Source organism: Mesorhizobium sp. M3A.F.Ca.ET.175.01.1.1, from assembly GCF_004791945.1.
Classification (GTDB): domain Bacteria; phylum Pseudomonadota; class Alphaproteobacteria; order Rhizobiales; family Rhizobiaceae; genus Mesorhizobium.
This window is the reverse complement of record NZ_SRTP01000001.1, coordinates 681,502-705,681: the sequence shown is the minus strand read 5'-3', so window position 1 is coordinate 705,681 and position 24,180 is coordinate 681,502. Positions and strand designations below refer to the sequence as shown.

Annotated in this window: 27 protein-coding genes; 22 read left to right on the top strand and 5 right to left on the bottom strand. The window is 63.2% G+C overall.

Features of this window, described 5'->3' with window-relative positions:
- Positions 1 to 116 precede the first annotated feature (116 nt).
- The 3 genes from EN818_RS03570 to EN818_RS03560 all read right to left on the bottom strand — a co-directional run bounded on the left by EN818_RS03570 (position 117) and on the right by EN818_RS03560 (position 2,868).
- The gene (locus EN818_RS03570) at positions 117 to 761 is read right to left on the bottom strand and encodes a dihydrofolate reductase family protein (protein WP_095808308.1); all 645 of its coding nucleotides are present in this window, start codon (positions 759 to 761) and stop codon (positions 117 to 119) included.
- Positions 762 to 981: 220 nt separating this feature from the next.
- On the bottom strand, positions 982 to 2,013 hold the full coding sequence (hemB, locus tag EN818_RS03565; protein ID WP_095808307.1) for a porphobilinogen synthase: 1,032 nt from the start codon (positions 2,011 to 2,013) through the stop codon (positions 982 to 984).
- 165 nt (positions 2,014 to 2,178) lie between these two features.
- On the bottom strand, positions 2,179 to 2,868 hold the full coding sequence (locus EN818_RS03560) for a DUF2066 domain-containing protein (RefSeq protein WP_245420541.1): 690 nt from the start codon (positions 2,866 to 2,868) through the stop codon (positions 2,179 to 2,181).
- A gap of 293 nt (positions 2,869 to 3,161) precedes the next feature.
- Here EN818_RS03560 and EN818_RS03555 point away from each other — a divergent pair, with 293 nt between their 5' ends.
- The 14 genes from EN818_RS03555 (at position 3,162) to EN818_RS03490 (ending at position 17,178) form a co-directional block, all read left to right on the top strand.
- Entirely contained in the window at positions 3,162 to 4,205 is a 1,044-nt protein-coding gene (locus EN818_RS03555; RefSeq protein WP_095808306.1) for an enoyl-CoA hydratase/isomerase family protein, read from the top strand.
- Complete coding sequence (locus tag EN818_RS03550) at positions 4,202 to 4,624, top strand: DUF6163 family protein (RefSeq protein WP_095808305.1); 423 nt, start codon at positions 4,202 to 4,204, stop codon at positions 4,622 to 4,624. Before EN818_RS03555 ends, EN818_RS03550 begins: the two co-directional genes overlap by 4 nt.
- A gap of 237 nt (positions 4,625 to 4,861) precedes the next feature.
- Positions 4,862 to 5,377: a winged helix DNA-binding protein gene (locus EN818_RS03545; protein WP_008875359.1), complete on the top strand. Its 516-nt coding sequence runs from the start codon at positions 4,862 to 4,864 to the stop codon at positions 5,375 to 5,377.
- A 175-nt stretch (positions 5,378 to 5,552) separates the two neighbouring features.
- Positions 5,553 to 5,927, top strand: a complete 375-nt coding sequence (locus EN818_RS03540) for a hypothetical protein (protein ID WP_095808304.1) — start codon at positions 5,553 to 5,555, stop codon at positions 5,925 to 5,927.
- Between the two features lie 319 nt (positions 5,928 to 6,246).
- Positions 6,247 to 7,500, top strand: a complete 1,254-nt coding sequence (locus EN818_RS03535; protein ID WP_095808303.1) for a L,D-transpeptidase family protein — start codon at positions 6,247 to 6,249, stop codon at positions 7,498 to 7,500.
- A 313-nt stretch (positions 7,501 to 7,813) separates the two neighbouring features.
- The gene (gene glyA, locus EN818_RS03530) at positions 7,814 to 9,127 is read left to right on the top strand and encodes a serine hydroxymethyltransferase (RefSeq protein ID WP_129552776.1); all 1,314 of its coding nucleotides are present in this window, start codon (positions 7,814 to 7,816) and stop codon (positions 9,125 to 9,127) included.
- Positions 9,128 to 9,208: 81 nt separating this feature from the next.
- Positions 9,209 to 9,781, top strand: a complete 573-nt coding sequence (locus EN818_RS03525; RefSeq protein WP_095808406.1) for a hypothetical protein — start codon at positions 9,209 to 9,211, stop codon at positions 9,779 to 9,781.
- A gap of 145 nt (positions 9,782 to 9,926) precedes the next feature.
- A complete protein-coding gene (nrdR, locus tag EN818_RS03520) occupies positions 9,927 to 10,406 on the top strand; it encodes a transcriptional regulator NrdR (RefSeq protein WP_095808301.1) in 480 nt (159 codons plus the stop codon).
- Between the two features lie 2 nt (positions 10,407 to 10,408).
- The gene (ribD, locus tag EN818_RS03515) at positions 10,409 to 11,536 is read left to right on the top strand and encodes a bifunctional diaminohydroxyphosphoribosylaminopyrimidine deaminase/5-amino-6-(5-phosphoribosylamino)uracil reductase RibD (RefSeq protein ID WP_165349843.1); all 1,128 of its coding nucleotides are present in this window, start codon (positions 10,409 to 10,411) and stop codon (positions 11,534 to 11,536) included.
- A 61-nt stretch (positions 11,537 to 11,597) separates the two neighbouring features.
- A complete protein-coding gene (locus EN818_RS03510; protein WP_095808299.1) occupies positions 11,598 to 12,215 on the top strand; it encodes a riboflavin synthase in 618 nt (205 codons plus the stop codon).
- Positions 12,216 to 12,451: 236 nt separating this feature from the next.
- Complete coding sequence (ribH, locus tag EN818_RS03505; RefSeq protein WP_095808298.1) at positions 12,452 to 12,946, top strand: 6,7-dimethyl-8-ribityllumazine synthase; 495 nt, start codon at positions 12,452 to 12,454, stop codon at positions 12,944 to 12,946.
- On the top strand, positions 12,943 to 13,437 hold the full coding sequence (gene nusB, locus EN818_RS03500; protein ID WP_095808297.1) for a transcription antitermination factor NusB: 495 nt from the start codon (positions 12,943 to 12,945) through the stop codon (positions 13,435 to 13,437). Before ribH ends, nusB begins: the two co-directional genes overlap by 4 nt.
- Complete coding sequence (locus tag EN818_RS03495; protein ID WP_095808296.1) at positions 13,434 to 14,657, top strand: MFS transporter; 1,224 nt, start codon at positions 13,434 to 13,436, stop codon at positions 14,655 to 14,657. Before nusB ends, EN818_RS03495 begins: the two co-directional genes overlap by 4 nt.
- Before the next feature lie 379 nt (positions 14,658 to 15,036).
- On the top strand, positions 15,037 to 17,178 hold the full coding sequence (locus EN818_RS03490) for a sodium-translocating pyrophosphatase (protein ID WP_095808295.1): 2,142 nt from the start codon (positions 15,037 to 15,039) through the stop codon (positions 17,176 to 17,178).
- Between the two features lie 128 nt (positions 17,179 to 17,306).
- Here EN818_RS03490 and EN818_RS03485 read toward each other — a convergent pair whose 3' ends face one another.
- A complete protein-coding gene (locus tag EN818_RS03485; protein ID WP_095808294.1) occupies positions 17,307 to 17,825 on the bottom strand; it encodes an outer membrane protein assembly factor BamE in 519 nt (172 codons plus the stop codon).
- Positions 17,826 to 17,942: 117 nt separating this feature from the next.
- Between EN818_RS03485 and EN818_RS03480 the strand changes: the two genes are divergently transcribed.
- The 7 genes from EN818_RS03480 (at position 17,943) to EN818_RS03450 (ending at position 22,699) form a co-directional block, all read left to right on the top strand.
- The gene (locus EN818_RS03480; protein WP_095808293.1) at positions 17,943 to 18,485 is read left to right on the top strand and encodes a ubiquinol-cytochrome C chaperone family protein; all 543 of its coding nucleotides are present in this window, start codon (positions 17,943 to 17,945) and stop codon (positions 18,483 to 18,485) included.
- An 11-nt stretch (positions 18,486 to 18,496) separates the two neighbouring features.
- Positions 18,497 to 19,045, top strand: coding sequence for a DUF177 domain-containing protein (locus EN818_RS03475; protein WP_095808405.1), 549 nt, complete (start codon positions 18,497 to 18,499; stop codon positions 19,043 to 19,045).
- Between the two features lie 129 nt (positions 19,046 to 19,174).
- On the top strand, positions 19,175 to 20,245 hold the full coding sequence (gene plsX, locus EN818_RS03470) for a phosphate acyltransferase PlsX (protein WP_135904015.1): 1,071 nt from the start codon (positions 19,175 to 19,177) through the stop codon (positions 20,243 to 20,245).
- A 9-nt stretch (positions 20,246 to 20,254) separates the two neighbouring features.
- Positions 20,255 to 21,226, top strand: coding sequence for a beta-ketoacyl-ACP synthase III (locus tag EN818_RS03465; RefSeq protein WP_095808291.1), 972 nt, complete (start codon positions 20,255 to 20,257; stop codon positions 21,224 to 21,226).
- Positions 21,227 to 21,330: 104 nt separating this feature from the next.
- Complete coding sequence (locus EN818_RS03460; RefSeq protein WP_095808290.1) at positions 21,331 to 21,654, top strand: integration host factor subunit alpha; 324 nt, start codon at positions 21,331 to 21,333, stop codon at positions 21,652 to 21,654.
- A 132-nt stretch (positions 21,655 to 21,786) separates the two neighbouring features.
- The gene (locus EN818_RS03455) at positions 21,787 to 22,329 is read left to right on the top strand and encodes a MerR family transcriptional regulator (RefSeq protein WP_095808289.1); all 543 of its coding nucleotides are present in this window, start codon (positions 21,787 to 21,789) and stop codon (positions 22,327 to 22,329) included.
- 67 nt (positions 22,330 to 22,396) lie between these two features.
- A complete protein-coding gene (locus tag EN818_RS03450) occupies positions 22,397 to 22,699 on the top strand; it encodes a DUF883 family protein (RefSeq protein WP_095808288.1) in 303 nt (100 codons plus the stop codon).
- A gap of 128 nt (positions 22,700 to 22,827) precedes the next feature.
- Here EN818_RS03450 and EN818_RS03445 read toward each other — a convergent pair whose 3' ends face one another.
- Positions 22,828 to 23,088, bottom strand: coding sequence for a hypothetical protein (locus EN818_RS03445; protein WP_245420539.1), 261 nt, complete (start codon positions 23,086 to 23,088; stop codon positions 22,828 to 22,830).
- 411 nt (positions 23,089 to 23,499) lie between these two features.
- On the opposite strand from EN818_RS03445, the gene EN818_RS32540 reads away from it, so the two are divergent.
- Positions 23,500 to 24,012 carry a hypothetical protein gene (locus EN818_RS32540; protein WP_189523763.1) on the top strand — a complete coding sequence of 171 codons (513 nt, stop codon included), beginning with the start codon at positions 23,500 to 23,502 and terminating at the stop codon, positions 24,010 to 24,012.
- Positions 24,013 to 24,180 lie beyond the last annotated feature (168 nt).

The following is a 24,180-nucleotide window of genomic DNA, read 5'->3' as shown; positions in this document are numbered from 1 at the left end:
CGTTGTCTTGTCTCGCTCGCCGAGCACGTATCGGCTGGGCCAGGTCCTGCAACAAGACCGTCATTGCCGACCGAGCTTCGCTCGGCCCTCTTCTCCGATGGGGAGAGGGAAGTCGTTTAGCCCCGCTCGATCATCACATGCGTGGCGTCGGCGGTTGCGACCTGGCCGGTGCAACGATAGCCGAGCTTCGGCATGTCGAGGCCGCCGAGGAGATGCTCGCCGGAGCCGAGCAGGACCGGCGAGATCGCGAGGTGCATTTCATCGATGAGGCTCTCCTGGAGATATTGCCTGACCGTCGAAACGCCGCCGCCGACGCGCACATCCTTACCATTGGCCGCTGCTTTGGCCTGTTCCAGCGCCGAATGAATCCCGTCGGTGACGAAATGGAAGGTCGTGCCGCCTTGCATGGCGATCGGCGCGCGCTTGTAATGGGTGAGCACGAAGACAGGGACGTGATAGGGCGGGTTGTCGCCCCACCAGCCTTTCCAGTTCTCGTCCGGCCAGTCGCCGCGGATGGGTCCGAACATGTTGCGGCCGAGAATCCAGGCGCCGACATTCTCGAAACTGCGCGCGGTGAAGCTGTCATCGGTATCCGTGGATCCGCCCTCCTGCCCGAACATCCTGCGGAATGTCCGGGTGCCGATCATCCATTTGTGCAGGGCCTCGCCGCTGACGCCCAACGGGCTGTTCAGGCTTTGATCCCGACCGGCGCCATAGCCGTCGAGCGACAAGGTGAAGGCGTTGACACGCAGCTTGGACATGGCTGTCTCCTGAACCGGTGGTCAAATGCAAGCAGTTATGAGTTAACTCGACCGATTGCAAAATGCAAGCGGTAATTTGACGGCGCGCCACCGGGAGGTTTTCCTCAGGGCGTCCGATCATCGGTAAGCGAAGGCTGAGGGCGTTCCACCCCGGCGTACAGCATTGTCCAGCGATGGCAATTGAACAGCTGTGGATCGGTGTATGTGCGTGCGCTGAGGCTCAGCCCCTCAGCATCTCCGCCGCCGTCGGCGCGAAATAGGTGAGAATGCCGTCGCAGCCGGCGCGCTTGAAAGCGAGCAGGGACTCCAGCATCGCCTTTTCGCCGTCGATCCAGCCATTGGCGCCCGCTGCCTTGATCATCGAATATTCGCCTGAAACTTGGTAAGCGAAGGTCGGCATCTGGAATTCGTCCTTCAGCCTGCGAATGATGTCGAGATAGGGTAGCCCCGGCTTCACCATCAGCATGTCGGCGCCTTCGGCGAGATCCTGCTCGGCCTCGCGCACCGCCTCGTCGGAATTGGCGTGATCGATATAGTAGGTCTTCTTGTCACCCTTGAGCAGGCCGGCGGTTCCCACCGCCTCGCGATAGGGTCCGTAGAAGGCCGAGGCGAACTTCGTCGCGTAGGACATGATCGCCACGTCCTGGAAACCGTTGGCGTCGAGCGCGTCGCGGATCGCGCCGATCCGCCCGTCCATCATGTCCGATGGGGCAATGATGTCGGCGCCTGCCGCCGCCTGGATCACGGCCGCGGCGGTGACCTGCTCCACCGTCTCGTCGTTCAGGATGATGCCGTCGCGCAAAATGCCGTCGTGGCCGTGGCTGGTGAACGGGTCGAGCGCGGCATCGGTGATGATGCCGATCTCCGGCACCGCGGCCTTGATGGCGCGGGTGGTGCGGTTGATGATGTTTTCAGGATCGAGGATATGCGAGCCGGTCTGGTCGCGCAGCGACAGCTCGACATTGGGGAAGGTGGCGATCGCCGGAATGCCGAGCTTGGCGGCGCGCTCGGCCTCCTTGACCGCGAGGTCGACAGAAAGACGGAAGACGCCGGGCATGGCCGCGATCGGCTCCCTCACATCTTTGCCTTCGACGACGAAGATCGGCCAGATCAGGTCGTTGACCGAGAGCTGGTTCTCCTGCACCAGGCGTCGCGACCAGTTGGCCTTGCGCATGCGTCTGAGCCGCCGGCTGCCTGTGATCTCGTCGACGCTGCGCGCGCCGGCAGGCTTCGCGGGGGTGAATCTGTTCATCGCCAAAACTCGCTTTCGGTCGGGCTTTTACCACGCACCTTTGTCGCTGACCAATGCGACACGATTGTGCCAGTGCCGCCAACCTCCCGGCTAGTGGGGGAGGTGCCCGGCAGGGCAGAGGGGGCATGAAGGATCGCCGACATTTGGAATTGCCCAACGCGATCTTCAAGGCTGTCCGTTGCCCGACAAGATCTGCGCAGCGCCCCTCACGGCCACGCGAAACGCCTCGTCGAAGCTGACGCCGCGTACCTGCCATCGATAGGTCTTGCCGCGATCGGCCAGACGCCAGTCGGCAATCCAGCCCAATTCCTTGTCGCTCCAGATGATGGTGCCGGCAAGCGCCCGGGCTGCAGCTGCTTTTCTCGCGAGCAGGTCGAGCTTTGCCATGTCGGATTTGCGCAGTGCCGTTCCGTCAAGTCCTGCCAGTCGCGCAGCCTTGGGGAAACTGACGTGCAGCAGCAGGGGGCCGGTGGCGTTGATGAAGGATTCGCGCATCGCTTCGCCGCGCACGTCGTCCGCCGTCAGCACAAAATGCCTCGAGCCTTGCTCGGCCGCGAGGAAGACGGACAGCACCGGCCGCTCGCCAAGCCAGGGCTTGCTGCCCAGTTGCGCCAGGAGCTTGTCCACGACGGTTGGCTTGTAGAGGCAGGTGAGGTCGTGCGGCCGGTCGTGCGTGCCTTGCTCGTCATGCACCGGGATGCCTTCGAGCCGGTCTCGGTAGCGGAAGCGGTCGACGAAATCCCCGGCCTTCTCGCGCAGCGCCAGCATTTCGGGCTTCTGCGGCAGTCGCTGGTCGCCCGAGACTCTGACCAGAACTTTATCCAGGCAATCCTTGAAGCCGACCTCGCGGTTCACCTCGCCGGTGCCGGTGACGATGGTCTGCGCCTGGTAGAGCTCGTCTGCCGTCGCGGCGATGGCCGGCAGAGCTCAAGGCACAGGAGGCCTGCCAATCCAGCCGCGAGACGAGAAAATCCCGGCATGTCGATCTGCTCGAAAATCCGTCGAACCGTGGGGGCACGATAGTTTGCCGGTTTCGTAACATCTGGCGAGGCCAGCCGCCAGAGCGCTACCCCCGGCATTGACGCGTCCAAGTGCCACCTTTAGCACTTCAGTCCCCCGCAAAAAGCGGAGAGAGGGATTCTCTGGCGATGGATTTTGGCGGAGGCGACGAGATTCGCTTCGAACGTTTGGGCAAGGCCGGCGTGGTCACGTTGACGCGGCCGCAGGCGCTCAACGCGGTCACCCATGGCATGATCAAGGCGCTTGGCAGGGCGCTCGATGCTTGGGAACGTGATGCCGACGTGAGCGTCGTCATTGTCAAGGCTGAGGGCAGGGCGTTCTCCGCCGGCGGCGATATCCTCCACATTTACGAGGCTGGCCGCGCCGGCAAGCCGCCGGTCGACTTCTTCGCGGACGAATACCGGCTCAATGCCCGCATCAACGGCTTGAAGAAGCCCTATGTCGCGCTGGTCGACGGTATCGTCATGGGCGGCGGCGTCGGCATCTCCTTCCACGGCTCGCACCGCGTGCTGACTGAGAATGCCCAGTTCGCCATGCCCGAAGTCGGCATCGGCTTCTTCCCCGATGTCGGCGCCAGCCATCTGCTGCCCGATCTCGGCGGCAGTTTCGGCATGTATCTCGCGCTGACGGGAAATCGCATCCGCTCCGGCGATGCACTGTGGTCGGGCCTCGCCACGCACACCATCAAGGCCGAGGACCAGGCAGGGCTGCTCGATGAACTGGCGGTGTCAGGTGATCCAGACTCCGAGCTGCGCGGCTTCTTCACGCCCGCCAAGCGCGAGACCGAGCGGCAGGATCTGGCCTCGATCGCCCGGCACTTTTCGCAACCCTCGCTCGCCGACATCATCGCCAGTCTAGAACAGGCCGCCGCCGCCGACGCGTTTGCCGCGAAAACGCTGGCCGCGATCAGAACCCGTTCGCCGACCAGCTTGCATGTCGCTTGGCGCCAGATCAGCGCCGGGCTGACGATGTCGATGTACGAATGCATGAAGATGGAGTTCCGCATCCTCAACCGCATGCTTGCCGGCCACGACTTTTACGAAGGCATCCGTGCCGCCATCATCGACAAGGGCTCGACGCCGCGCTGGCGCCCGGCGACCCTGGACGAGGTGAGCACTGCCGACATCGATGCCTATTTCGCGCCGCTCGGCCCTCAGGAGCTGCGCCTGTGAGCGAGGTCACCTCACGGCGCGTGGTGCTGCAGCCATCGACCACCGAGATCATCTTCGCCTGGTTCCAGCGTGTGATCGCCGGCTACTGCCTGCTGTTCGGCGTTCTCTACTGGATCCGGCTGATCGGCATCTACCAGGGACCGCTGTGGCGCTTCGACCTGATGCCCGTGCACTGGCAGGTGGCTGCAGTGACGCTCGCCGTCTTCTTTCCCTTCGCCGCCGCCGGGTTGTGGATGCTGGCGTCCTGGGGGCCGGTGATCTGGTTCATCTGCGCGGCGACCGAGATCGTGATGTATGCCGGCTTTCCGGATCTGTTCGGCCACCGGCTCCTGATCATCGTCTCGCATGGCTGCGTGGCGCTGCTCTATGTCGTCTTCCGCGTGACGATCTGGCTGCAGAAGCGCCAGCTCCGCCAATAGGCTGGCGGGCCGCCGAGGCAGCCCAAATCCGGACCGGATTTTGCCCGCGGCTATTGGCTAAACCTTTAGGTTAATTGATCTTGTTCACGTGACCGTTCGTTAATCCTCTTTCGAAACCACTTACCGGTAAGCTCTTGTTAGCCCTGGCGTTTAAGTCGAATTTTATGAGTATTCGATAGTGTCGCGATCAAGGTGAAGAACAAAAAATCACCGGGCGACAAACGAGAGGCAAAGACAATGATCAATTCGCGTCCGGCGGCGAAGACCGCTAACGTTTCCGACGATCGCCGCGAGGCGATCCGTTCGCTGTACATGGAATCGCTGCAGTTGGTGGAGCGTCTGCACCGCCGCCTGCTTGACGTGATCAAGGATGAGTTCGATCGCAACGGCCGCTCCGACATCAACGCCATCCAGGCGCTGCTGCTCTTCAACATCGGCAACTCGGAGCTGACCGCCGGCGAACTGCGCTCGCGTGGTTACTATCTCGGCTCGAATGTCTCCTACAATCTGAAGAAGCTGGTCGACCTCGGCTTCATCAACCACCAGCGCTCGCGCATCGATCGCCGCTCGGTCCGCGTCTCGCTGACGCCGAAGGGCAACGAGGTGGCGGAAGTCGTTGCCGGCCTCTACGAGCGCCATGTCGGCTCGATCGAGCAGGTCGGCGGCATCAACACCGACGAGTTCAAGCAGATGAACCGCGCGCTGCAGCGCCTCGACCGCTTCTGGAACGACACCATCGCTTACCGGATGTAAGCATTGGAAGCCTGAGACACTGAAGCCGCGCCGGAGAAGCGCGGCCGGGGGAAACAATGGGGGATCGGTGTCGAAAGGCGCCGGCCCCTTTTTTTCGGACCACGCATGCCGGAGGGGGGCCTGACCTTTGCTTTTGCCTCCCCAATGCCTAGTGTGACCGGCACAAGGGGGGGCGATGGGTCGAAGGAATAGCTTCGCAATCTGTTCTGTCGCAGCGGCGTTGTCGCTGCCGCCAGAAGCGGGCTTCGCCGAAGAGTGGTGGCAAGGCTCCTTCGCCGCGGAAGGCAGTAGCCCGTGCGACAACAATGACTCGATCGTGACGTTCACCGATACATCCGTGGAAATGTGGGAAGTTGGGTGCACTCTGGACCGGGTCCAGAAAGTCAAGGGCCTCGACGCCATCATCTTGGATATGACGTGCTCGGACGATTCCCACAGTACGGAAAAGCGGCGCGGCCTCCTGCTCAAGCTCCAGGACAACAAGGTCTTGCGATACCCCGAATACCAAGTCTTGCAACTCTGTTCGGAACTCGAGGCCAAGAAACCTTAGATCGCCAGTTCACTCCCCGTTGTCGCGGTCACCAGTGCTCAAAAACACCGGTCGCTTTTTTCCTTCCGCCGCCGCACGCAAATCGCGGGTCAAGGCCACGTTGCCGCCATAATCCCGGTAAAAGCGAGGATGCGGGTGACGCTGCGGGCAGATGCCTGGCGCTTCCTGGAGCCGGCTTCGGGGCTGCGCGTTTGTCGCGGCCTCGCTATGCGGATCATGGTTGGCTAATTGTTAAGATTGCCGACCCTAGAGTGCGGGCAAGCCCGCCAGTAGAGCGAACCGAGCGAGATTAGATACAGCTAGAATGTCTGGAACGTCCATGAGAACCAGCCGCCGTTTCTTCCTTTCCGGAGCCTCCGCGCTCGCCGCCGCCATGGTCGCGGGCCGTGCCAGCGCACAGGATGTGATCGGGGATATCCTGAAATCCTCTGCCCGCGGCAACTGGGACGACCAGTTCGACGCACGCGCCAGCCAGACCGGCAAGGTTGCCTCGACGCTGCCGATCTTCAGTCTGCAGACCGTAGCCTTTACCGAGCAGGCGGTGGCGCAATATCAGACCATTGTCGGGCAAGGCGGCTGGGAACAGGTTCCGGCAACCAAGAAGCTTCAGCTCGGCGTCGACGATCCGGATGTCGTGCCGCTGCGCAAGCGGCTGATGATGTCGGGCGACCTGTCGCAGAGCGCCGGCGTCTCGACCGCGTTCGACTCCTATGTCGACTCGGCGGTGAAGCGCTTCCAGCTCCGCCACGGCCTGCCGGCCGACGGCTCGATGGGCAAATACACCTATGCGGCGATGAACGTCTCGGCGCAGATCCGGCTCGGCCAACTGCAGACCAATCTGCAGCGTCTGCGCGAGAAGGCCGGCACGTTGGGCAATCGCTATGTGCTGGTCGACATTCCGGCGGCGCAGGTGGAAGCCGTCGAGAACGACCGCGTCGTGCTTCGCCACACTGCGATCGTCGGCAAGATCGATCGCCAGACCCCGATCGTCAATTCCAAGATCAACGAGATCATCGTCAATCCTTACTGGAATGCGCCGGTGTCGATCGTGCGCAAGGACATCATTCCGCTGATGCGGAAGGACCCGAATTATCTCAAGGACAGCCACATCCGCCTGTTCGCGCCGGACGGCAACGAGGTCGATCCGATGACGGTCGACTGGTCGACCGACGATGCCGAAAAATACCGGTTCCGGCAGGACCCAGGTGCCGGCAACGCCATGGCCTCGGTCAAGATCAACTTCCCGAGCCCGGATGGCGTCTACATGCACGACACGCCGCAGCAGAGCCTGTTCGGCAAGCTCATGCGCTTCGATTCATCCGGCTGCGTGCGCGTCCAGAACGTGCGCGACCTCGTCACCTGGATCCTGCGTGACACGCCCGGCTGGGATCGTCAGCATTTCGAGGCCACGATCAAGACCGGCGAGAACACTCCGGTGCAGGTCGTCAACCCCGTGCCGGTGCACTTCCTTTATCTGTCGGCCTGGTCGACCGGCCCCGGCGTCGTGCAGTTCCGCGACGACATCTACGGCCTCGACGGCAACGAGCAGCTGCAGATCACTTCTTCGCTGTAAGCAACTGAAATGCCGAATGAAAAGGCCGCTCTCGAGCGGCCTTTTCTGTTTGCTGGGGGCTTGACCCACCAGCCCCGCCCGCAATTGTGCGCCTACAGCGTCAAGCCTGCGGCTGGCGTTCCGGCGCGGGTATTGCGCTCCATTTGGCCAGGCGTGTCGCCATGCAGGAAATCATGTGTCGAGACGGCCCGCCAGCCGGTGCGCTTTGGCGCAATTCGGCAAGCAAATTTCGCGCGGCAAACGTGGCAGGTTAGAAACAACTGTGTTAATGGCGGCCACCTCGCAGATCTCCGGCCCCAAGGGAAATCAAGCTATGTCAACAGCCGCGGCAGCCTCCAGCAATTCCGAATCCTTTTTCGAGACCAAGCTTGCCGACGCCGATCCGGAAATTTTCGGTGCTATCGGCAAGGAGCTCGGCCGCCAGCGCCACGAGATCGAACTGATCGCGTCCGAAAATATCGTCTCCCGTGCCGTGCTCGAGGCCCAGGGGTCGATCATGACCAACAAGTATGCGGAAGGCTATCCGGGCAAGCGCTACTACGGCGGCTGCCAGTTCGTCGACATAGCCGAGGAACTCGCCATCGAGCGCGCCAAAAAGCTGTTCGGCTGCAATTTCGCCAATGTGCAGCCGAACTCCGGCAGCCAGATGAACCAGGCAGTGTTCCTGGCGCTGCTGCAGCCCGGCGACACCTTCATGGGCCTCGATCTCAATTCCGGCGGCCATCTCACCCACGGCTCGCCGGTCAACATGAGCGGTAAGTGGTTCAAGGTCGTTTCCTATGGCGTGCGCAAGGACGATCATTTGCTCGACATGGACGCGATCGAAAAGACCGCGCATGAGACCAAGCCGAAGCTGATCCTGGCCGGCGGCACCGCCTACTCGCGTATCTGGGACTGGAAGCGCTTCCGCGAGATCGCCGATTCGATCGGCGCCTACCTGATGGTCGACATGGCCCATATCGCCGGCCTGGTCGCGGGCGGCGTACACCCATCGCCGCTGCCTTATGCCCATGTCGTGACCACGACGACGCACAAGTCGCTGCGCGGCCCGCGCGGCGGCATGATCCTCTGCAATGACGAGGATATCGCCAAGAAGATGAATTCGGCGGTGTTCCCGGGTCTGCAGGGCGGCCCGCTCATGCATGTCATCGCCGCCAAGGCGGTGGCATTCGGCGAGGCGCTGAAGCCGAGTTTCAAGATTTACGCCGAAAGCATCGTCGCCAACGCCAAGGCGCTGGCATCCAGCCTCAAGGAAACGGGTCTCGATATCGTTTCGGGCGGCACGGACAACCATCTGATGCTGGTCGACCTGCGCCCGAAGAACGCCACCGGCAAGCGCGCCGAGGCGGCTCTTGGCCGCGCCAACATTACCTGCAACAAGAACGGCATTCCCTTCGACCCGGAGAAGCCTTTCGTCACCTCGGGCGTTCGCCTCGGCACGCCGGCCGGCACCACGCGCGGCTTCGGCCAGGCCGAATTTCGCGAGATCGGCAAGCTCATCGCCGAGGTGCTGGACGGGTTGAAGGTGGCGAACTCCGACGAAGGCAATGCAGCCGTCGAGGCGGCCGTCAAGGCCAAGGTCACGGCACTGACTGATCGCTTCCCGCTCTACCCCTATCTCGGTTGACCGTGCGCCGCAGGTCATCTCTTATCCGCCGGCAGCGCGCCGCCCTCTGATCGGGCGGCGCTCCGAACAGGAGAGAGGATGATGTGCAATTTCCGCCCCGCCGCCTGTGCTGTTCTTGGCTGGCTGGCCATTTCCTTGCCGGCGTTGCCCGTTGCCGCGCAAACGGATTCGCTGCCGGCACCGAAGACAGAGACATTCGGGCGGTGGTCGACCATTGTCGATGAACTGAAGGCGGGCGAGGAGGTGCGCAAGACTTGTGCCGCCTCGACCGCCTTTCTCGATTCCTATGGCACCGGGGGAACTCTCACGCTGGCCATCTCGAACGGAGATGCGCTTCCCCCGAACGGCTATCCGAGCATAGTCATCGCCCTGCGGAACAAGGATCTGCCGACCGGGGAGCATATTGCGGCCGAGTTCAGCGACGACAAGGGCAAGGTAAAGGCGACCGTCAGCGCCGATGTAGGCGACCAGTGGATGCTGGACAACAAGACCGACATTGCTCTTGCCGTGCTGCGTGCGATGCGCCGCGCTTCCACCGTTGATGTCGTGTTCGGCAAGCAGCCTGTCGGGACGATCTCGATGGATGGCTTCACCAAGGCCTATCGCAGCCTCGGCCTGTCATGCGGTTTTCCGACGGTCGACGTCGCGCCCTGATCGCTGCGATGTGCAGAGCAGGGGCGCTGGCAATCTGCCTGGCGCCTCGCTATCTGTGAAGCGCGAAAGACCTCCTGGCTTTGCCATAGCGGCAAAAAGCACTAAGCCTTTCCGCAAGCCAAGAATCGCGAACCAAAGGCTCTCCATGCGCTGCCCCTATTGCCAGTCCGAAGATACGCAGGTGAAGGATTCGCGCCCGGCCGAGGATGGCGCGGCAATCCGCAGGCGGCGCGTGTGTCCCGATTGCGGCGGCCGCTTCACCACGTTCGAGCGCGTGCAACTGCGCGACCTCGTCGTCATCAAGAAGTCCGGCCGCAAGGTTCCGTTCGATCGCGACAAACTCCTGCGCTCGGTCGAGATCGCGGTGCGCAAGCGCAATGTCGACCCCGAGCGCATCGACCGCGCAGTGACCGGAATCGTGCGCCAGTTGGAAAGCTCCGGCGAAACGGAAGTGGCCTCGGGCGAGGTCGGCCGCCTGGTGATGGAGGCGCTCAAGTCGCTCGACGACGTCGCCTATGTCCGCTTCGCCTCGGTCTATCGCAATTTCCGCGAAGCCAAGGATTTCCACGAACTGCTGGGCGAATTGAAGGGCGACGAGGAAAAAAGTGAAGAGGACGCCGGCTGAGCATGGCGGGATCTCGATTGAGCGAGGCCGAACAGGGAGCTCTTGATCGCCGCTACATGGCCGCGGCGCTGAGGCTATCGCGTCGCAATGCCGGACGCACCTCGACCAATCCCTCAGTCGGCACGATCATCGTACGCGACGACGGCGCCGGCCCGATGATCGTTGGCACCGGCGTCACTGCCGTCGGCGGCCGGCCGCATGCCGAGACCGAAGCGTTGGTGGAGGCAGGCGAATTGGCGCGGGGCGCCACCGCCTATGTCACGTTGGAGCCTTGCGCCCATCACGGCCGCACGCCGCCCTGTGCGAATGCGCTGGTCAACGCCGGCATTGCTCGGGTCGTGGGTTCAGCGAGCGATCCCGACCCGCGCGTCTCCGGTAGGGGCTACGCCATCCTGCGCTCCGCCGGCATAGAGGTGGTGGAGAAAGTGCTGGCCGCCGAAGCTTCCGAGCAGATGGCCGGTTACTTGATTCGATCGCTTAAGAAGCGGCCCGAAGTGATACTGAAGCTTGCGCTTTCGAGCGACGGCAAGATCGGCAGGAGAGGGGCCGGCCAGATCGCGATCACCGGCGAGATTGCGCGCCGCGAGGTCTATATGATGCGCGCCGAGGCCGACGCCATTCTTGTCGGCATCGGCACGGCGCTGGAGGATGATCCTGCGCTGACCGTGCGCCTGCCGGGCCTGGAGACCCGCTCGCCGGCGCGCATCATCCTCGATCGCCAGATTCGCCTGCCCGAATCCTCAAAGCTGGTCTCCGGCGTAGACCACGTGCCGCTCTATGTGGCGGCCTGCCTCGAAGCCGACGCGCACCGCAGGGCAGCTCTCGAGCGCGCTGGCGTGCATTTCATCGGCACCGAGACGCATGAAGGCGAGGTGGCTTTGCCGGAATTGCTCGAGGATCTGGCGGCACTCGGCATGGCGAGCGTGCTCGTCGAGGGCGGCGCCAAGGTCGCCAAGGCGTTCCTGGACGAAGAACTGGTCGACCGCATCGTGTTGTTCCGAGGGCCGGATGCGATCGGCGAGGACGGCATTGCATCGCCTATAGACGCTGACCACATCCCGCCGGGTTTCCGCAAGTTGCGCGAAATGCGCTTCGGGGAGGACGGCTACGCCGAGTGGACACGACCATGACTCCAAGAAGTGAGGACCGGTTCTTGGATAGGAGCATGGTCATACGGAAAGACCGAAACTGATGTTTACCGGAATTGTCACCGACGTTGGCACTGTCGCCAACGTGAAGCGGCTCAGCGAAGGTATCGGCCTGCGCATCGACACGGCGTACGACCCCGCGACGATTGCGATCGGCGCTTCGATTTCCTGCGGCGGCGTCTGCCTGACCGTGACCGGATTGCCCGAGCAGGGCTCCAACGCGCGCTGGTTCGAGGTCGAGGCCTGGGAAGAAGCGCTCAGGCTGACCACCGCAGCAGGCTGGAAATCCGGCACCCGGATCAACCTCGAGCGGGCGCTGAAGATCGGCGACGAGCTCGGCGGCCATATCGTCTCCGGCCATGTCGACGGCACGGCCCAGATCGTCGAGCGCAAGGAAGAGGGCGATGCCGTGCGTTTCACGCTGGACGCGCCACGCCACCTCGCGCGATTCATTGCGCCGAAGGGCTCGGTCGCGCTCGATGGCACGTCGCTCACCGTCAACAAGGTCGAAGGCACCCGTTTCGACGTGCTCTTGATCCAGCATTCGCTGAGCGTCACCACCTGGGGCGACCGCCGGACCGGCGACCGCGTCAATATCGAAATCGACACCATGGCGCGCTATGCCGCACGATTGGTGGAGGCGGCTAAAGAAGGGCTTTGATGGTTCAGGCCGAAGGCAGAAGGCGGTCGATCATCGACGGATGAGCTTTGAGGTGCTGGCGGATATCGATGCTGGCCGAGTGATTGATCAGAAAGAGATCGAGGCTTGGGCCAGAGACCTGGAGACTGCACCAACACGTCGGCCTGATTAAATTACGCAGCGTCGCATAGTAACATCTTCCGCTTGCGATCAACCCGGCTTCGGCCTAAGTCACCGGCGATCCCCCGGAGACTTTTATGGCTGGCATATCCGAACACGGCAAAGCGTTCATTCGTCCGAAGGCGAAGGCGCACCTGCTCATCATCGAGGCGCGCTTTCACGACGATCTCGCCGACGCGCTGCTCGAAGGCGCGACCGGCGCGCTGGACGAAGCGGGCGCCACCTATGACGTCGTCACCGTCCCGGGTTCGCTGGAAATCCCGGCCGTGATATCCTTCGCGCTGGACGGCGCCGGCGAAGGCGGCGCGCGTTACGATGGTTTCGTTGCGCTCGGCACCATTATCCGGGGCGACACCTATCATTTCGACATCGTCGCCAATGAGTCGAGCCGCGCGCTGATGGATCTGTCGGTGCATGAGGCGATCGCGATCGGGAATGGCATCCTGACCACCGAGAATGACGCGCAGGCCTGGACCCGCGCCAGGCGCAGCGAAGGCGACAAGGGCGGCTTCGCCGCCCGCGCGGCGCTGACCATGATCGCTCTGAAAGAGAAATTGGGAGCGCAATCGTGAGCGATCCCGGTTCGACCGGTGCCGTGCGCCACGCCAACAAGCGCGGCGCCGCCCGTCTGGCTGCCGTTCAGGCGCTCTACCAGATGGATGTTGCCGGCAGCGGCGTGTTCGAAACCACCGCCGAATACGAGGCCTTCCGCCTCGGCAAGGAAGTCGACGGCGCGCTTTATCGCGAGGCGGACGCGCAATGGTTCCGCGCCATCCTGACCGGCGTCGTCGAGAACCAGAAGACCATCGATCCGGTGATCCACCAGGCGCTCACCGACGACTGGCCGCTGTCGAGGCTGGATTCGACGCTGCGCGCCATCCTGCGCGCCGGCGTCTACGAGCTGATGAAACGTGACGACGTGCCAGTGGCCGTCATCGTCTCGGAATATGTCGACATCGCCAAAGCCTTCTACGAGGAGGACGAGCCCAAGCTGGTCAATGCCGTGCTCGATCGCGTCGCCCGCCGGGTGCGCGGCGAGGGTCGCGGCAAGGACGCTTCATGACCGCGGCCTCGGCTGTGGTCGCCGGGGCTGGCAGGGAGGCGCGCCGCACGGCGCTGCTGCTGGCGGCGGCGCAGGCCATTGTCGGCTCCGCCGCGCCCATCGCCATTTCGCTCGGCGCGCTCGCCGGACAATATCTGCTCGGCCCCGACAAATCTCTGGCGACAGCCCCCGTCACCGGCTTCAATCTCGGCGTCGCGCTCGGCGCCCTGCCGGCAGCCGCCATCATCCGCCGGCTTGGCCATCGCGGCGGTTTCATGACCGGGACGATCGTCACCGCGCTGGGTGGCCTCGTCGCGACGGTGGCGCTCTATCGGGCCAGCTTCTGGCTGTTCGCCTTTGGACTTGGCATCATCGGCGTCGGCGGAGCCTTCGTCCAGCAGTTCCGTTTCGCCGCCGCCGACAATGCGCCGTCGGAATTCAAGGCGCGCGCCATTTCCTTCGTCCTGGCTGGCGGCATCGTCACCGCCATCCTTGGACCGCAGATCGTCATCTACACCCGCGAACTCCTGGCGCCCGTGATGTTTGCCGGGTCCTTCGCCTCGATCCTGGTGCTGGCCGCGGTTGGCGCCGTCATCCTTTCGTTCCTGCACATGTCCAGGCGCACAAGAATCGCCACCGAAGCCGCCGCAAGCGACGCCCGGCCGCTGGTTGAGATCGCTACCCAGCCGCGCTTCGTCGCAGCACTGTTCTGCGCCGTCGGCAGCTACGCGTTGATGAGCTTCGTCATGACCGGAGCGCCGCTCGCCATGGTAGGCTGTGGGCTCTCGACCGACGACGCCACGCTGGGAATCTCCTGGCATGTGATGGCAATGTTCGGGCCAAGCTTCTTCACCGGTTCGCTGATCCATCGCTTCGGCGCCGAGCGCATTGTTGCCGTCGGGCTGGTCCTGCTCATAGGTTGCGCCGTGGTGGCGCTTTCGGGCCTCGCATTATGGCAGTTCTGGACGGCGCTGATCCTGCTCGGGCTCGGCTGGAATTTCGGATTCATCGGCGCCACCGCCATGGTTGCCGCCAGCTACCGAACTTCGGAAAAGGGCAAGGTTCAGGGCTTCCACGACTTCGTCCTGTTCGGTTCCGTCGCCTTCGCTTCGCTGATGTCCGGTGCGGTCTACAACGCCTGGGGCTGGACCATGCTGAACTGGATAGTGCTTCCCGTCACCGTGCTATGCTTTATGGCGCTTGGCGCCCTGAAACTGCGGGAAGTGCGCGCCGCCGACTGACGTTGCGCCTGCCGCGACCGGGTCGGCTGGCCTGATTGTCGTCGTTCCGGCGGTGCCGATCGACGCCGGCAAACGTCCGCGGGCAGGTCGTCGGCGTGGGCTGGAATGCCTTGCCGGAGGATCGTCAAAAGATCTCGTCCGGAACGGTTACTCAACGTCATTTCAATCGATCTAATTTTGAAAGCCGCGCCAGGATGCCCGGCGTGGCGCCCGTCATTCCGGTGAAAGCAGGGCAAAAACCGAACAATATCTTGACGTTCCAAGCCCTGTTTCGCATACACGCCAGCGAAGGGGCGGATTCCGCTTGGCGTCATCCGTCCCCCGTCTCAACGGTCCAGGGAGGGGTTCTTCTGGGCCAACAATCGAGGAAAATCCGGCAATGACCATCATTTCCGCCGTCATCGCCTGCGGCCTGCTTTCAGTCCTGTACGCCATCTGGGCGACACGTTCGGTCCTCGCGTCCGACCAGGGCAACCAGCGCATGCAGGAAATCTCTGCTGCCATTCGCGAGGGTGCCCAGGCCTATCTGGCCCGCCAGTACACGACCATCGCCGTCGTCGGCATCGTCGTGCTCGTGCTCGCCTGGTGGCTGCTGTCCATCACCTCCGCGATCGGCTTTCTGATCGGCGCCGTGCTGTCGGGCGCTGCCGGCTTCATAGGCATGCATGTCTCGGTGCGCGCCAATGTGCGCACCGCACAGGCCGCGTCCAACAGCCTTGCCGCCGGCCTCGACATCGCCTTCAAGTCCGGCGCCATCACCGGCCTGCTGGTGGCGGGGCTGGCGCTGCTCGGCGTCTCGATCTACTACCTCATCCTCACGGGTCCGCTCGGCCTGCAGCCCAATGACCGCGTCGTCATCGACTCGCTGGTCTCGCTTGGCTTCGGCGCTTCGCTGATCTCGATCTTCGCCCGTCTCGGCGGCGGCATCTTCACCAAGGGCGCGGACGTCGGCGGCGATCTTGTCGGCAAGGTGGAGGCCGGCATCCCTGAGGACGATCCGCGCAATCCGGCTACCATCGCCGACAATGTCGGTGACAATGTCGGCGACTGCGCCGGCATGGCCGCGGACCTGTTCGAAACCTATGCGGTGACCGTCGTCGCCACCATGGTGCTGGCCGCCATCTTCTTCGGCGGCACCGCCGTTCTGGGTGCCGCCATGCTCTATCCGCTGGCCATCTGCGGCGCCTGCATCCTGACCTCGATCGTCGGCACCTTCTTCGTCAAGCTGGGCTCCAACGGCTCGATCATGGGCGCACTCTACAAGGGCCTGATTGTCACCGGCCTGCTGTCGATCGTCGGCCTCGGCGCGGCAACTTCGGCGACGCTCGGCTGGGGCGAGGTCGGCACCGTCGGCGGCATCGCCATCACCGGCAAGAACCTGTTCGTATGCGGCCTGGTCGGCCTGGCTGTGACCGGCCTCATCGTGGTGATCACCGAATATTATACCGGCACCAACAAGCGCCCGGTCAATTCGATCGCCCAGGCTTCGGTGACCGGCCACGGCACCAACGTCATCCAGGGGCTCGCGGTCTCGCTGGAATCGACGGCACTGCCGGCGATCGTCATCGTCGGCGGCATCATCGCGACCTACCAGCTCGGCGGACTCTTCGGCACGGCGATCGCGGTCACCACCATGCTCGGCCTCGCCGGCATGATCGTGGCGCTCGACGCTTTCGGCCCGGTCACCGACAATGCCGGCGGCATTGCCGAAATGTCGGGTCTGCCGAAAGAAGTGCGCCATTCCACCGACGCGCTCGACGCTGTCGGCAACACCACCAAGGCGGTGACCAAAGGCTATGCGATCGGTTCGGCCGGCCTCGGCGCGCTGGTGCTGTTCGCGGCCTATTCGAACGACCTGAAGTTCTTTGCGGCCAATGGCGACAAATATCCCTACTTCCAGGGCATGGGCGAGGTTTCCTTCGACCTCTCCAATCCCTATGTCGTCGCCGGCCTGATCTTCGGCGGTCTGATTCCGTACCTGTTCGGCGGCATTGCCATGACCGCCGTCGGCCGCGCCGCCGGCTCGATCGTCGAGGAGGTGCGCAAGCAGTTCCGCGAGGACAAGGGCATCATGGCCGGCACGTCGAAGCCGAACTATGCCCGCGCGGTCGACCTGCTGACCAAGGCCGCGATCCGCGAAATGATCATTCCCTCGCTGCTGCCGGTGCTGGCGCCGCTCGTCGTCTATTTCGGCGTGCTGCTGATCTCCGGCTCGAAGGCCTCGGCCTTTGCCGCGCTCGGCGCCTCGCTGCTCGGCGTCATCGTCAACGGCCTTTTCGTCGCCGTTTCGATGACCTCCGGCGGCGGCGCCTGGGACAATGCTAAGAAGTCGTTCGAGGACGGCTTCACCGACAAGGACGGCATCAAGCACTTGAAGGGTTCCGAGGCGCACAAGGCCTCGGTCACCGGCGACACCGTCGGCGACCCCTACAAGGATACCGCCGGTCCGGCGGTCAACCCGGCGATCAAGATCACCAACATCGTGGCGCTGCTGTTGCTTGCCGTGCTCGCGCACGGCTGATCCGGATCCGTTCCCACGCGAAAACCCGCGGGAGTGATCCCGCGGGTTTTGCTTGTGAGCTAAGCACCGCAAACAAAAAACCCGCCGGCGAGCCGACGGGTTCTGATCTGCGAAAGCCGGGAGAGATCTCAGGGCGTGCCGCCGCCACCCGGGATGCCAGGCGCCAGCTTGCTGGCGCCGTTGATGATCTGGCTGAGGAAGTTCTGGTCCTTGCCGCCGGTCGGCGTCGTCCTCGAGATGAAGTCGAAGATCTTGCCGTCCTTCATTCCGTAATTGGCGATTTGGCTGACGCGTCCATCGGCGCCGAAATAGACCGCCAGCACCTTCTGGTCGACCAGGCGCGGCTTGTCGAAGGCGACGTAACGCTTGCGCGTCTGCGAGATGTAGTAGAAGGCCTCGTTGTCGAAGGTCGCCGTCGTCGACGGGGTGCCGAGCGCCAGAAGCACCTGCTCGCGACTTGACCCGACGGGCACCGAGTCGATCGCCGCTTGATCGATGACATAGCCCTGCGTCAGCGTCTCGCTCGGGTTGAGGTCGCCGACCATCTTTGACGTGTTGCATGCCGAGAGCGCTGATACCGCCAACAGCAGCGACGCCATGCCCGCGGGCATCGGCGCAAAAACCGACTTGAATTTCAGCGCACCCAACAACAATTCTCCATCACATCCCCGCAACTTGCGCTGGGCCGCAAAACCGGTAAACCAGCTTGCCTGCCGATGCAACAAGGCCAATTCAAACAAAAGGTCCCCGGGAGACCACCCTCTATGTTCCAGCGCCTTTTTGGCCGCGAACGCCATGCCAACCGCGCTATCACCGAGGCGCTCTACGCACAAATCGTGGCGGCGGCGCGGCAGACTGTCTTTTATTCAGAGTGGAATGTGCCTGATACGCCGCTTGGCCGCTTCGAGATGCTGTCGCTGCATATGTACCTTGTCCAGCACAGGCTGCGGGCGGAGGCTGGCGCGGCGGCCGAGGTCGCGCAGGTGCTGATCGACGAGTTCTTCCTCGATGTCGACCATTCCCTGAGGGAACTGGGCGTCAGCGATGTTGGCGTGCCGAAGCGCATGAAGAAGCTGGCAAAGATGTTTTATGGCCGCACCGCTGCCTATGACGATGCCTTGAAGGACGACGACCGCGCCGCGCTCGCCGCGGCGCTGGCCCGCAATGTCAGGCCGGATGCCGGTCCCTGGCCGCAGGCATCGTCCCTCGCGGCTTATGTTTCGGAAGCATCGAGGCAACTGGCCGGCCAGTCGACCGAATCGATCGTGGCCGGCACCCTTGCGTTCCCGACCGCGATGGCAGCCTGATGGAGCCGGAGATGAGACACGCCGAACCGCGAAGCCCGGTTTCCTTTGTCGCCAATGTCGCCCGCCTGCCGCAGAAAGGATTGCCTGTGGTCGTCGAGGCCGACGAGAGCCAGCGTGCCGCGCTTGCCAGCGAGCACGGGCTGCTCTCGGTGGAGCGCTACCGCGCCGAGCTTCTGGTGTCGTCATGGAAGCGCAACGGCGTCAAAATCAGCGGCCGTGTCGAGGCCGACATCACGCAGGCCTGTATCGTCACTCTCGACCCGGTCGCAGCCAATATAGACGAGCCGGTGGAGGCGCTGTTCCTGCCCGAGCAATCGAAGCTTGGACGCGAGGGTTTCGAGGGCGGCGGCGAGATCGTGCTTGATGCCGATGGACCAGACAGTCCGGAGACATTCTCCGGCGACACCATCGACGTCGGCGCCTTGGCCGAGCAGTTCTTCGGTCTGGCGATCGATCCTTATCCGCGCAAACCCGGAGCCTCGCTCGATGCTGCGGGCGGGGACGAACCTGAGGAAAGCGAATTCCAGAAAAAACTGCGGTCGCTGCTCGGAAAAACCTGAAGGCGGCCGGAATTTGGAAAAGTTGGTTGTGCGGCAGCCCAAAACCGCTATTTTCGCCGAACCTTCGCGAGCCCCCTTACCTTGGCAGGCGCCCCCCGCAAGCCAGGCAAACCGTGAGAAAAACACCGCGTGATCAGGATTTCCATCGATGCCATGGGCGGAGATCACGGACCCGGCGTCGTCATCCCTGCGCTGATGACGGTCGCCATCCGCCGCCCTGACATCCGTTTTGTCATCTATGGCCGCGAGGACGCCGTGCGTCCCGAACTGGCCAAGTTCCCGAAACTGGCCGAGGTGAGCGAATTCGTCCACTGCGAGATCGCGGTCAGGATGGACGACAAGCCGAGCCAGGCGCTGCGCCACGGGCGCTGGAAATCGTCGATGTGGAAAGCTGTCGAGGCGGTGAAGTCCGGCTCGGCGCAGGCCTGCATTTCGGCGGGCAACACCGGCGCTCTGATGGCGATGTCGAAATTCTGCCTGCGCACCATGGCGACCGTCGATCGTCCGGCGATCGCAGCGCTCTGGCCGACGACGCGCGGCGAAAGCGTGGTGCTGGATGTCGGCGCCACGATCGGCGCGGACGCGCACCAGCTCATCGATTTCGCGATTCTGGGCACCGGCATGGCGCGCTCGGTGTTCGGCGTCGAACGGCCGAGTGTGGGCCTGCTCAATGTCGGCGTCGAGGAGATCAAGGGTCAGGAAGAAGTCAAGGAGGCCGGCCGCATGCTGCGCGAGGCCAACATGGCTTCGATGAACTATCGCGGCTTCGTCGAAGGCGACGACATCGGCAAAGGCACGGTCGACGTCGTGGTCACCGAAGGCTTTGCCGGCAACATCGCGCTGAAAACCGCCGAAGGAACCGCAAGGCAGATCGCCGGCTATCTGCGCGCCGCCATGAGCCGCACGCTGATGGCCAAGATCGGCTATGTCTTCGCCAAGGGCGCTTTTGATCGGCTGCGCGAGAAGATGGATGTCGGCCGCTCCAATGGCGGCGTCTTCCTGGGTCTCAACGGCATCGTCGTGAAGAGCCACGGCGGCGCCGATTCGGACGGCTTTGCCGCCGCGATCGAACTCGGCTACGACATGGTGCGCAACAATTTGCTTGACCGCATCGAGGCCGACCTTGATCTGTTCCATGCGCGCAATCCGCATGCCCAGGCAAACAGGAAATCCGGTGTCGCCGTCGACGCCGAGAAATAGGAAAGAGCCTTGATCAGATCAGTCGTGCGCGGCAACGGTGCCGCGCTGCCCCGCCGCATCATGAAGAATGCCGATTTCGAAGGCATGGTGGAGACGTCCGACGAGTGGATCGTCCAGCGCACCGGCATTCGTCAGCGCCATATCGCGGCCGATGACGAGACGACTGCTTCGCTGGGCGAGGCAGCCGCACGCGCCGCGCTCGACAGTGCCGCTCTCACGCCGGCCGACATCGATCTCGTCGTGCTTGCGACGTCGACGCCCAACAACACCTTTCCCGCGACCGCCGTCGAGATCCAGAACCGGCTTGGCATGCATCACGGTTTTGCCTTCGACATGCAGGCCGTGTGCTCCGGCTTCGTCTATGCGATTGCCACCGCCGATCTTTATATCCGCGGCGGGTTGGCGAAGCGTGTGCTGGTGATCGGCGCTGAAACCTTCTCGCGTATTCTCGACTGGAGCGACCGCTCCACCTGCGTTCTGTTCGGCGACGGCGCCGGCGCGGTGGTGCTGGAGGCCGGCGAAGGGACGGGCGGCATCGCCGATCGCGGCGTGCTGGCGGCAAGCCTGCGCTCCGACGGCGTCCACAAGGAAAAGCTCTTCGTCGACGGCGGTCCTTCGACCACGGGATCGGTCGGCCATCTCAGGATGGAGGGCCGCGAAGTGTTCAAGCACGCGGTCGGCATGATCACCGACGTCATCGAGGCGACGTTCGCGCAGGCCGGGATCACGGCGGAAGACCTCGACTGGTTCGTGCCGCATCAGGCCAATAAACGCATTATTGACGCTTCCGCCAGGAAGCTCGGGATTGCCGAGGAAAAAGTGGTTGTCACCGTCGATCTACACGGTAACACCTCGGCTGCCTCCGTGCCGCTGGCGTTGTCGGTGGCCATTGCCGACGGCCGCATCAAGAAGGGTGACCTGGTGCTGCTGGAGGCGATGGGTGGGGGCTTCACCTGGGGGGCGGTGTTGGTTCGCTGGTAAGTGCCGAACGGACGGGTTCGCTCCCTTGACCTTGCCGGATCAATTACTTAGGCTCTGCCTTTGCCTGTATCGATTTACGTTTTTTGAGCTGATGGGACGGTCGCATGGGGGGAAAGACACTTACGCGCGCCGACCTTGCCGAAGCCGTGTACCGCAAAGTCGGCTTGTCGCGAACTGAATCGGCGGAGCTCGTCGAAGCGGTGCTGGACGAGATTTGCGAAGCCATCGTCCGCGGCGAGACGGTCAAGCTATCGTCTTTTGCCACCTTCCATGTCCGCTCCAAGAACGAACGCATCGGCCGCAACCCGAAGACCGGCGAGGAAGTGCCGATCCTGCCGCGCCGCGTGATGACGTTCAAATCATCAAATGTGCTGAAGAACCGCATCCTGCGCTCGCACCAGAACAGCAAGGCCAAGGGCAGCAAGTAGCGCCCGCTGCGAATGCCAGTTGAAAACCCCGGATCGCTTTGACGCCGGGCTTGAATATTGTTTCATAAACCGCTGAAATAAGGCGCGATTCGGCATCATTGCCGGATCATGGTCCAGTGTGAGGATTCGCCCATGGACAAGAGCCCGGATGCTTTCCGCACCATCAGCGAAGTCGCGGAAGATCTCGACCTGCCGCAACACGTGCTGCGTTTCTGGGAGACGCGCTTCAACCAGATCAAGCCGATGAAGCGCGGCGGCGGCCGCCGCTACTACCGGCCGCAGGACGTCGAACTGATCAAGGGCATACGTCACATGCTCTACGACCAGGGCTACACGATCAAGGGCGTGCAGAAGCTGCTGCGCGAGAACGGCAATCACTTCCTGGTCGCCATCGGCAATGGCGACATGGCGGCCGTCGAAGCGATTGCGCAACGCCGGCAGGCCGAGCAGGTCCCGTTGACGGTCGCCGCCCAACCGCGCGCCGGCGACGAGGACGCCTTGGTCGGCCAGCCCAAGGTCAAGCCCAGCCGCCGCTTCTTCGGCCTCGGCAAGGCTGAAGAGGATGGTCCGGTGCAGCCGGATTCCGGAAAACTGTCGCGCGACAACCGCGCTCTGCTGCAGGAGGCCTTGTTCGATCTGCTCGAGTGCAAGCGCCTGCTCGATCAGGTGCGCTAGGCCTGGAGCCCGGAACTGCCGCTGCTTCCATGCGTTAGGCCTTCTCTGACAGAGAAGGACTTCCGGCATGGCTTCATTTTCGTCTCTCTCGGACCTCGACCTGGACAAGCAGATCGCCTCGCTGTCGCGCCAGTTGACAGATCTTCGGTCGGCCTTGGCCAGACGCGGGGACGCTTACTATGACGATGGTCGCGCGGCAGCGTCGGACTACTATTCAGAGCTTGCCGAACGGCTGCACGACGCTCTGCCGGCAATTCGGCGCAGGGGTAGCGCGCTCGAACGCACGGCGCGCGACCATCCTGCGACGGCTGCCGCCGTTGGATTGGTCGTGGTCGGGTTGCTTGCCGGGCTGCTGCTCAGTCGGCGTTGAACCTTCGCCGGAATTACGGAAACAGAAATGGCGGCCGTCCATGACGGCCGCCATTTCCGTGCCAGGAATGCATGTCGCCCGGAGCGGTCCAGCGACAAGGTCGTGCATCAAGACGAAGGCTTAGCGCCTCAGTTCGCCAATTTGAGCCGGGTCTTGGGGTCGACTTTCATGACCTGGCTGCACTTGCCATAGACGGTGCCGTTCTTGTCGGTGGCGTCGGTGTAGGTGCCCTTGCAGTCGATCTGCAGCACCAGACACGAGCCGGCGCCCTTGCAGACCGCACCGCCGTCGCCGGTGGGATGCGTACCCGCAACGGCCGGAGCCGAAACCGAACCGAAAGCCGAGACGACGAGGGCCGCGGCGAGCGAGATGCGCTTGAAGTTGGTCATGTGATCATTTCCTTCCATTGGGTTGAGGATCGCCGTCTGGGCGTCCTTCGGGTTGGGGAGCCTTCTTGGCGTCCATGACAGCTTGGTGCAGCCCGGACAGGAAAGGTTCACGCGACGGTTCAGATTTCTTGCAGCGATCGGCTGATGACCGATCAAGACCGAACGCTGCCCGCAGGCGAATTGCGGCCTCGGTCGTAAGTCTGGAGGCCGGTGCGGGGTTGCGATCGATGCCGCCAGCGGGAGGGGTGGGTCGATACCGGTCCCGATTGCTCGTCAGCCATTGCCGGCTTGGGGCTCAGCGGACCGGTGGGCTTCAAGCACAATCGCTGACGCAACGCCTAATGTGGAGGATTGGCCATATCCGGCGGCGGCATGAGAGAAGACTAAGGACAATCGAGATACAAAATACCGATGGAAAGGCCAAGCCCGGTCAACGTGAAGGCCTGCCTTCCCATCGGCAGATGGCGGGAAGAATCAGGCCTTCTTCGGAGCCACCTTCTTGTGGTGGTGATGATGATGGTGGTGATGCATGCGATGATGCTTGTGGTGATGACGGTGATGGTGGTGCTTCGTCACCGGCGCAGCATCAGCACTGGTCGCGCCGAGGATCGGCATCGTGAACGCCAGGGCCAGAGCCAGCCCAAGGGCGGAGAGGAGGGACTTCTTCATAACTTAGTTTCCTTTGTATGCGGGCCTTCCGAGATCCACCGCACCAAATCGGTGACCCAAGCCTCGCGATCGGGACTATCCTCCTGGATTTTTTCGACAATTTTTCCCAACTGTAGATTTTTGTTTCTGGATTGTTTCTGGCTGGCTGATCGCCTCCTGGAGCACCCTTTGGCCTCGCATCGGGCGAAACAAGGCCGTGGTTTCCGCCACGATAGCAGGGCAAGCGAGCTGCAGCTGCTGCTGGGCATGCGGTGACGACACCGCTCACATCTGCCGGAAACGCAGCCGCGAATTCCCCCGCTTCCTCCCGACTGAGTCGCGACGAGCAGCGATGTCGACCTGAGGCATTGGCGGCACGGCAGCGTCGATCAACTCGACGTTTCATTCCTCAAAACAACTTGATCGCTGGAATGAAGGCCGCGG

Excerpts from the sequence above, each read along its gene's own strand:
- glyA (WP_129552776.1), top strand. The coding sequence starts at position 7,814 with ATGTCAACAGCCGCGGCAGCCTCCAGCAATTCCGAATCCTTTTTCGAG.
- ribD (WP_165349843.1), top strand. The coding sequence starts at position 10,409 with ATGGCGGGATCTCGATTGAGCGAGGCCGAACAGGGAGCTCTTGATCGC.
- EN818_RS03535 (WP_095808303.1), top strand. The coding sequence starts at position 6,247 with ATGAGAACCAGCCGCCGTTTCTTCCTTTCCGGAGCCTCCGCGCTCGCC.
- EN818_RS03475 (WP_095808405.1), top strand. The coding sequence starts at position 18,497 with ATGAGACACGCCGAACCGCGAAGCCCGGTTTCCTTTGTCGCCAATGTC.
- EN818_RS32540 (WP_189523763.1), top strand. The coding sequence starts at position 23,500 with ATGGAAAGGCCAAGCCCGGTCAACGTGAAGGCCTGCCTTCCCATCGGC.
- EN818_RS03555 (WP_095808306.1), top strand. The coding sequence starts at position 3,162 with ATGGATTTTGGCGGAGGCGACGAGATTCGCTTCGAACGTTTGGGCAAG.
- EN818_RS03480 (WP_095808293.1), top strand. The coding sequence starts at position 17,943 with ATGTTCCAGCGCCTTTTTGGCCGCGAACGCCATGCCAACCGCGCTATC.
- EN818_RS03450 (WP_095808288.1), top strand. The coding sequence starts at position 22,397 with ATGGCTTCATTTTCGTCTCTCTCGGACCTCGACCTGGACAAGCAGATC.
- EN818_RS03445 (WP_245420539.1), bottom strand. The coding sequence starts at position 23,088 with ATGACCAACTTCAAGCGCATCTCGCTCGCCGCGGCCCTCGTCGTCTCG.
- EN818_RS03460 (WP_095808290.1), top strand. The coding sequence starts at position 21,331 with ATGGGGGGAAAGACACTTACGCGCGCCGACCTTGCCGAAGCCGTGTAC.
- EN818_RS03510 (WP_095808299.1), top strand. The coding sequence starts at position 11,598 with ATGTTTACCGGAATTGTCACCGACGTTGGCACTGTCGCCAACGTGAAG.
- EN818_RS03540 (WP_095808304.1), top strand. The coding sequence starts at position 5,553 with ATGGGTCGAAGGAATAGCTTCGCAATCTGTTCTGTCGCAGCGGCGTTG.
- EN818_RS03545 (WP_008875359.1), top strand. The coding sequence starts at position 4,862 with ATGATCAATTCGCGTCCGGCGGCGAAGACCGCTAACGTTTCCGACGAT.
- EN818_RS03490 (WP_095808295.1), top strand. The coding sequence starts at position 15,037 with ATGACCATCATTTCCGCCGTCATCGCCTGCGGCCTGCTTTCAGTCCTG.
- EN818_RS03570 (WP_095808308.1), bottom strand. The coding sequence starts at position 761 with ATGTCCAAGCTGCGTGTCAACGCCTTCACCTTGTCGCTCGACGGCTAT.
- ribH (WP_095808298.1), top strand. The coding sequence starts at position 12,452 with ATGGCTGGCATATCCGAACACGGCAAAGCGTTCATTCGTCCGAAGGCG.
- EN818_RS03495 (WP_095808296.1), top strand. The coding sequence starts at position 13,434 with ATGACCGCGGCCTCGGCTGTGGTCGCCGGGGCTGGCAGGGAGGCGCGC.
- EN818_RS03455 (WP_095808289.1), top strand. The coding sequence starts at position 21,787 with ATGGACAAGAGCCCGGATGCTTTCCGCACCATCAGCGAAGTCGCGGAA.
- hemB (WP_095808307.1), bottom strand. The coding sequence starts at position 2,013 with ATGAACAGATTCACCCCCGCGAAGCCTGCCGGCGCGCGCAGCGTCGAC.
- nrdR (WP_095808301.1), top strand. The coding sequence starts at position 9,927 with ATGCGCTGCCCCTATTGCCAGTCCGAAGATACGCAGGTGAAGGATTCG.
- EN818_RS03525 (WP_095808406.1), top strand. The coding sequence starts at position 9,209 with ATGTGCAATTTCCGCCCCGCCGCCTGTGCTGTTCTTGGCTGGCTGGCC.